At 70.8% G+C, this 6,936-nt stretch carries 6 protein-coding genes; 5 read left to right on the top strand and 1 reads right to left on the bottom strand.

What is annotated here, in order from left to right:
- Window positions 1-1,252: hypothetical protein (locus tag ABZE72_RS00625; protein WP_372727067.1), on the top strand; the 1,252-nt coding region annotated here is incomplete at its 5' end.
- Window positions 1,253-1,387: 135 nt separating this feature from the next.
- Window positions 1,388-1,588 (top strand): hypothetical protein, encoded by a 201-nt coding sequence (locus ABZE72_RS00620; protein WP_372727066.1) that lies wholly within the window; start codon window positions 1,388-1,390, stop codon window positions 1,586-1,588.
- A 105-nt stretch (window positions 1,589-1,693) separates the two neighbouring features.
- On the opposite strand, the gene ABZE72_RS00615 is transcribed toward ABZE72_RS00620, so the two are convergent.
- Entirely contained in the window at window positions 1,694-2,923 is a 1,230-nt protein-coding gene (locus tag ABZE72_RS00615; protein ID WP_372727065.1) for a DUF349 domain-containing protein, read from the bottom strand.
- Between the two features lie 140 nt (window positions 2,924-3,063).
- On the opposite strand from ABZE72_RS00615, the gene ABZE72_RS00610 reads away from it, so the two are divergent.
- From ABZE72_RS00610 to aspS, 3 genes are read left to right on the top strand one after another with little or no spacing between them, the layout of a single operon-like run.
- Window positions 3,064-3,774: an MBL fold metallo-hydrolase gene (locus ABZE72_RS00610; protein WP_372727064.1), complete on the top strand. Its 711-nt coding sequence runs from the start codon at window positions 3,064-3,066 to the stop codon at window positions 3,772-3,774.
- 2 nt (window positions 3,775-3,776) lie between these two features.
- Window positions 3,777-5,159 (top strand): histidine--tRNA ligase, encoded by a 1,383-nt coding sequence (gene hisS, locus ABZE72_RS00605; protein ID WP_372727063.1) that lies wholly within the window; start codon window positions 3,777-3,779, stop codon window positions 5,157-5,159.
- Window positions 5,156-6,934 (top strand): aspartate--tRNA ligase, encoded by a 1,779-nt coding sequence (aspS, locus tag ABZE72_RS00600; RefSeq protein WP_372727062.1) that lies wholly within the window; start codon window positions 5,156-5,158, stop codon window positions 6,932-6,934. The genes hisS and aspS overlap by 4 nt, the downstream gene beginning before the upstream one ends.
- Window positions 6,935-6,936 lie beyond the last annotated feature (2 nt).

The following is a 6,936-nucleotide window of genomic DNA, read 5'->3' as shown; positions in this document are numbered from 1 at the left end:
GCTGCTGGCGCAGCCGGACGTGGTCAAGGCGATCGGCAAGACCCTGAGGCGCCGAGCGAGCGCCGTACGACAGGGCGACCTGTCGGCCTTCATCGGCGGCGTCCTGCGCGACGATCAGGCGCTGCTCAACCAGCAGCGCACCTACTTCGCCAACCTCGCGCAGCTGCCGCTGGAGCACTTCAGCTACGCCTTCGACCGGGGATCGCTGGTCCGTGAGGGCGGCGGCTACTGGGTGGTGGTGACGCTGCGCATGCAGCTCGCCGGGTACGACGACCGGCCGGTCGCCTCCTCGGACCGGTACCGCTTCGAGCCGGTCGGCAAGAAGGCGGCCCGGTTCCGGCTGGCCTCGGTGGACGATCTCGGCTGGGAGGTCCAGCACGACGTGCGGCCCCAACCCTGGGACAGCGGACCGATCGTGGTGCGCTCGGGCGCCGGGGTGCTCGGCATCTTCGATCCGCAGAGTGTCGGCCAGGCCCCCTCGATCGTCTCCTCCGTCGAGGAGGGGATCCGGCAGGTCAGCGGATCGGTGCCCTATGCCTGGTCCGGCGCCGTGGTGGTCTACGCGCTGTCCACGCCGACGTTCCTGACCTCGGTCGAGGACCTGCCCGGCGACGACCCGGACCGACTCGACGGCGTGGCCTTCCCGGTGCGCGCCCGGCCCGGCGGACCGGTCGCCTCGACCCGGTTCGTGCTGCACCCGCGGATGCTCGCGCAGGCAGGACCCCAGCGGGACCGGCTGGTGCGGCACGAGCTCACCCACGTGGCGGTCGGCGGCCGCGACGACGCCGCCCCGGTCTGGCTGAGCGAGGGGATCGCGGAGTACGTCTCGGTTCGGCCGCTGGCCCCCCAGGACCGCCTGATCTCCGGAGCAGCGCTGGAGGCGGCCCGCGAAGGCATCGACCAGCTGCCCAGCGACGACTCGTTCAACAGCGACTCCGCCGCGGCGAACTACGCGCTGGCCTGGTGGGCCTGCGAGTACCTCGCCGACACCGCGGGCCCGGCGTCTCTCTGGGCGCTGCTGGAGGCCTTCGACCGGCCGGACGTGGACCAGCAGCAGGAGCTGCAGTTCCGGTTCGGGGTCGGCACGAAGGGGCTGGCGCGCAAGACGTCGCGGCTGATCGTGGCGACGTTCGACCCGCCGCCGCCCTCGAGCTCCCCGAAGCCCTCGAAGACACCCAAGCCCTCGTCGTCACCCTCGTCGTCCCCCTCGGGCTCGACCTCACCCTCGCCCTCCGTGGGCCAGTTCCGCTGACCTGCCAGTTGTGGTTGCGCAGAAGCCGCTGACCTGCCAGTTGTGGTTGCCCAGGAGCGGCGGGCCGTCGGTCTGCTGGAACAACTCCTGCGCGAGCGAGTGCCGACTCGCCGGTCAGGCGGGCGAGGAGCTCACATGTCGTTCACGGGTCGCCGCGCCATCGCGGTGCTCACCTGCTGTTTGTTGCTGGGGCTCACGGCCTGCACCCGGAGCGAGGAGCTGTTCCCGGCGCCCGTCGCCCCGGCACCTGCGGCGGCCAGCCAGAGCGGCCCGACGCCCACCCCCAGTGACGCCGGAGTACGTCGGGAGATCGAGCATCCCCGGACATTCTCCTGACATCCGCCCTGGTGCGGTGCTGTTGACGCTGAGTACGGCGTACGCCGCCCCCGCAGCGTCAAGAACACCGCGTTACAGGGGGAAGGGAGGGGGCGGAGTCGAGACTCAGCCGGAGAACTCGTCCGAGGCCCGACGGGCCATCTCGAGGAAGGCGCGCCGCGACTCGAGGTTCTCCTCGAGCTCCTTGACCTTCTTCTCGTTGCCGGCCGCCTTCGCCGTGGCCAGGTCGGCCTCGACCTGCTCGATGGCGGTCTGCAGCTTGCTGACCATGTCGTCCGCGCGCGCCGACTTCTCCGGGTCCGAGCGCTTCCACTGGTCGTCCTCGACCCCGCGGATCTCCTGCTCGACCTTGCGGATCCGGGCCTCGAGCTCCTTCATCCGGTCCCGCGGCACCTTGCCGGCCGCGTCCCAGCGCTCGGCGATGTCGCGGAAGGCCTTCTTGGCGGCGTCGAGGTCGGTGACCGGGAGCAGTGCCTCGGCCTCGACGAGCAGGGCCTCCTTGACCTCGGCGTTCGCGGCGAAGGCCTGGTCCTCCTCGGCGGCCGCGGCGTCGCGGGCCCCGAAGAACGCATCCTGGGCGCCACGGAAGCGACGCCACAGCGCCTCGTCGACGTTGCGGGGGGCCGGACCGGCGGCCTTCCACTCGCGCATCAGGTCGCGGTAGCGACCGGCGGTGGCTCCCCAGTCCGTGGACGAGGCCAGGCCCTCGGCCTCGGTGGCGAGCCGTTCCTTGATGACCTGGGCGGCCTCGCGCTTCTCGTGCTGCTCGGAGAAGTGCGCCTTGCGGCGCCGGGTGTACGACGTGCGCGCGCTCGAGAAGCGACGCCACAGGGCGTCGTCGGAGGAGCGGTCGATCCGCGGGAGCGCCTTCCACTCGTCGAGCAGCTCGCGGAGCCGGTTGGCGCCGTTGCGCCAGTCGTTGCCCTCGGCGATCTTCTCCGCCTCGGCGACGATGGCTTCCTTCTGCACCCGCGACTCGGCGGTCCGCTGCTCCTTCTCGACCTTGCGGGCCTCACGCTGCGTAGCGATGACCGGGCCCAGCGAGTCGAGGCGCGCGCCGAGGTGGGCGAGGTCGCCCACCGCGTTCGCGCCGTCGACCTGGGCGTGCACGGTCTTGACCGACTCGGTCGCCTCCTCGGGCGAGAGCACGCCGGAGCGGACCCGCTTCTCAAGCAACTCGACCTCGAAGGCGAGCGCGGCGTACCGCTCGGTGAAGAACGAGAGCGCCTCCTCGGGCGTGCCCTCGGGGTACTGCCCGACCGAGCGTTCTCCGTCGGCGGTCTTCACGTAGACGGTCCCGTCGTCATCGACTCGACCCCACTGATGACTCGTCACTGGTGCACTCCGCTCGATCTCGTTCGTCCACGTGTCTGGATGACGCAGGGCCCATGCTAGTCACGGTCGCCGACCGGCTCGCGCGCACGGGGCCGAAGACCGATGCATCGGCTGCTCCGGTCGATGGATAGTGTGCGGGGGTGTTCATCGCTGGTTTTCCTGCAGGTCCGTGGGGCACGAACTGCTACGTCGCGGCTCAGGGCCCCGGCTCCGAGTGCGTCGTCATCGACCCCGGGAAGGACGCCGCTGCCGGCGTCGCCGAGGTCGTCCGCGAGCACCGGCTCAAGCCCGTCGCCGTCCTGGTCACCCACGGTCACGTCGACCACATGTGGTGCGTCGCCCCGGTCGCCGGGACGTACGACGCCACCGCGTGGATCCACCCCTCCGACCGGCACCTGCTGACCGACCCGATGGCCGGCATGTCGCGCGAGACCACCCAGATGCTGCTCGGTGGCAGCTACGAGTGGGCCGAACCGGACGACGTCCAGGAGTTGGCCGATCACCAGGAGCTCGAGCTGGCCGGCCTGCGTTTCGTGGTCGACCACACCCCGGGTCACACCGAGGGCTCGGTGACCTTCCGTTCGCCGTACGCCCAGCAGGACATCTCCGAGGTGATGTTCTCCGGCGACCTGCTCTTCGCCGGGTCGATCGGTCGCACCGACCTGCCCGGTGGGGACCACCCCACGATGCTGCGCAGCCTGGCCGAGAAGGTGCTGCCGCTGGCCGACGACATCGTGGTCCTGCCCGGCCACGGCGAGCAGACGTCGATCGGCCGTGAGCGCGCCACCAACCCGTTCCTGCAGGACCTGATCGCCGGTGGTTCCGCCGGGCGCGTGACGCGAGGACTCTGAGCATGGCCAAGCCCACCCCGCTCAGCGGCTTTCCCGAGCTGCTGCCCGAGCACCGTTTCGTCGAGCAGCAGGTCATCGACACCCTGCGGCACACCTTCGAGCTGCACGGGTTCGCCGGGATCGAGACCCGTGCCGTCGAGCCGATGGACCAGCTGCTCCGCAAGGGGGAGACCTCCAAGGAGGTCTACGTCCTGCGCCGACTCCAGGAGACCGACGCCGCGCACGACTCCGGGGTGGGCCTGCACTTCGACCTGACCGTGCCGTTCGCGCGCTACGTGCTGGAGAACGCGGGCAAGCTGGAGTTCCCGTTCCGGCGCTTCCAGATCCAGAAGGCGTGGCGCGGTGAGCGGCCTCAGGAGGGCCGCTACCGCGAGTTCACCCAGGCCGACATCGACATCGTCGGGCGCGACACCCTGCCCTTCCACCACGACGTCGAGATCGCCACGGTGATGATCGACGCGCTGACCCGCCTCGACGTGCTCCCGGCGTTCCGCCTCCAGGTGAACAACCGCAAGCTGATCCAGGGGTTCTACACCGGTCTGGGCGCCGGCGACGTCGACGAGGTCATGCGGGTGATCGACAAGCTCGACAAGCTGCCGGTCGAGGCCGTCCGCGGCCTGCTGGTCGACGAGGTCGGCCTCAGCGGAGATCAGGCCGACCAGTGCCTGGCACTGGCGACGATCAAGACCGAGGACGACAGCTTCGTCGACCGGGTCCGTGAGCTCGGGGTCTCCCACGAGCTGCTCGACGAGGGCCTGGCCGAGCTGGCCGAGCTGATGCGCGGCTGCGCACCGCTGGTGACCGACCAGGTTTCGATCGTCGCCGACCTCTCGATCGCCCGCGGCCTCGACTACTACACCGGCACCGTCTTCGAGACCCGCCTCGAGGGCAGCGAGAGCCTCGGCTCGATCTGTTCCGGCGGACGGTACGACGCCCTGGCCAGCGACGGCCGGACGACGTACCCCGGCGTCGGCATCTCGCTCGGCGTGAGCCGGGTCCTGGTGCCGTTGATCAACAAGGGCGTGCTCTCCGCGTCGCGCTCGGTGCCCAGCGCCGTGCTCGTCGCGGTCGTCGACGAGGACTCCCGCAACGAGAGCAACGCCATCGCCGACGCCCTGCGCCGCAACGGCGTGCCCTGCGAGGTCGCCGCGAACGCGCAGAAGTTCGGCAAGCAGATCCGCTACGCCGAGCGACGCGGCATCCCGTTCGTCTGGTTCACCACCACCTCCGAGGCCGGCGAGGTCGGCCACGAGGTCAAGGACATCCGCACCGGCGAGCAGGTGATGGCCGACCCCGCCACCTGGACGCCCCCGGCCGAGGACCTGCGACCGCAGGTCAACTCGACCCACTCCCAGCCCCGCCACCACAAGGAGCAAGACCAGTGATCCGCACCCACGACGCCGGCGCCCTGCGCGCCGAGCATGTCGGCCAGACCGTCACCCTCGCCGGGTGGGTGGCCCGCCGCCGCGATCACGGTGGAGTCGCCTTCCTCGACCTGCGCGAGGCCTCGGGCGTCGTCCAGGTCGTCGTCCGGGACGAGGCCGTCGCCCACAGCCTGCGCAGCGAGTACTGCCTCAAGGTCACGGGCCAGGTCTCCGCCCGCCCCGAGGGCAACGCGAACCCGAACCTGCCCTCGGGCGAGATCGAGGTGATCGCCGACGAGGTCGTCGTGCTGAGCGCCTCGGCGCCGTTGCCCTTCCCGATCGACGACCACATCGACGTCGGCGAGGAGGCGCGCCTCAAGCACCGCTACCTCGACCTGCGCCGCAGCGGCCCCAACGCCGCCCTGCGCCTGCGCAGCAAGGTCAACAAGGCGGCCCGCGACGTCCTCGACGCCCACGACTTCGTCGAGATCGAGACGCCGACCCTGACCCGGTCCACGCCGGAGGGTGCCCGAGACTTCCTGGTGCCCGCCCGTCTCCAGCCGGGCAGCTGGTACGCCCTGCCGCAGAGCCCGCAGCTGTTCAAGCAGCTGCTGATGGTGGCCGGCATGGAGCGGTACTACCAGATCGCTCGCTGCTACCGCGACGAGGACTTCCGCGCCGACCGGCAGCCGGAGTTCACCCAGCTCGACATCGAGATGAGCTTCGTGGAGCAGGAGGACGTGATCTCCCTGATGGAGGACGTCCTCGCCGCGATGTGGAAGCTGATCGACGTCGACATCTCACGGCCGATCCCGCGGATGACCTACGCCGAGGCGATGCGGAAGTACGGCTCGGACAAGCCCGACCTGCGGATGGGCAACGAGCTGGTCGAGTGCACCGAGTACTTCGCCGACACCACCTTCCGGGTCTTCCAGTCCGAGTACGTCGGCGCCGTGGTGATGCCCGGCGGCGCCAGCCAGCCGCGCAAGAAGCTCGACGCCTGGCAGGACTGGGCCAAGCAGCGCGGGGCCAAGGGCCTGGCCTACGTGCTGGTCCAGGAGGACGGCGAGCTGGGTGGACCGGTCGCCAAGAACCTGACCGACGCCGAGCGGGCCGGCCTGGCGGCGCACGTGGGTGCGGCGCCGGGGGACTGCATCTTCTTCGCCGCCGGTGCCACCAAGCCCAGCCGGGCCCTGCTGGGCGCCGCCCGCCTCGAGATCGGCCACCGCTGCGGCCTGATCGACGAGTCCGCGTTCGCGTTCACCTGGGTGGTCGACGCACCGATGTTCGAGCCCGCTTCGGACGCCGTGGCCAGCGGCGACGTCGCCGTGGGTGCCGGCGCCTGGACGGCCGTGCACCACGCCTTCACCGGCCCCAAGCCGGAGTTCGCCGACACCTTCGACACGGACCCCGGCAGCGCACTGGCCTACGCCTACGACATCGTCTGCAACGGCAACGAGCTCGGTGGCGGGTCGATGCGTATCCACCGCGAGGACGTGCAGAAGCGCGTCTTCCAGGTGATGGGATTGAGCGAGGAGCAGGCCGAGGAGAAGTTCGGCTTCCTGCTCGACGCCTTCAAGTTCGGTGCACCGCCGCACGGCGGCATCGCGGTGGGCATGGACCGGATCTGCGCGCTGCTGGCCGGCACGGACTCGATCCGCGACGTCATCGCCTTCCCGAAGTCCGGTGGCGGGTACGACCCGTTGACCGCCGCCCCGGCCCCGATCACGCCCCAGCAGCGCAAGGAGGCCGGTGTGGACGCCGCGCCCCCGAAGCCGGCCGACACCCCTGCATGATC

This window comes from Nocardioides sp. (assembly GCF_041600255.1).
GTDB lineage: Bacteria > Actinomycetota > Actinomycetes > Propionibacteriales > Nocardioidaceae > Nocardioides.
The sequence above is the reverse complement of the archived record's forward strand: the minus strand, read 5'-3'. Positions and strand labels throughout refer to the sequence as shown.

What these genes read in the sequence shown, in the direction of transcription:
- hisS (WP_372727063.1), top strand. Translation starts at nt 3,777, where the DNA reads ATGGCCAAGCCCACCCCGCTCAGCGGCTTTCCCGAGCTGCTGCCCGAG.
- ABZE72_RS00620 (WP_372727066.1), top strand. Translation starts at nt 1,388, where the DNA reads ATGTCGTTCACGGGTCGCCGCGCCATCGCGGTGCTCACCTGCTGTTTG.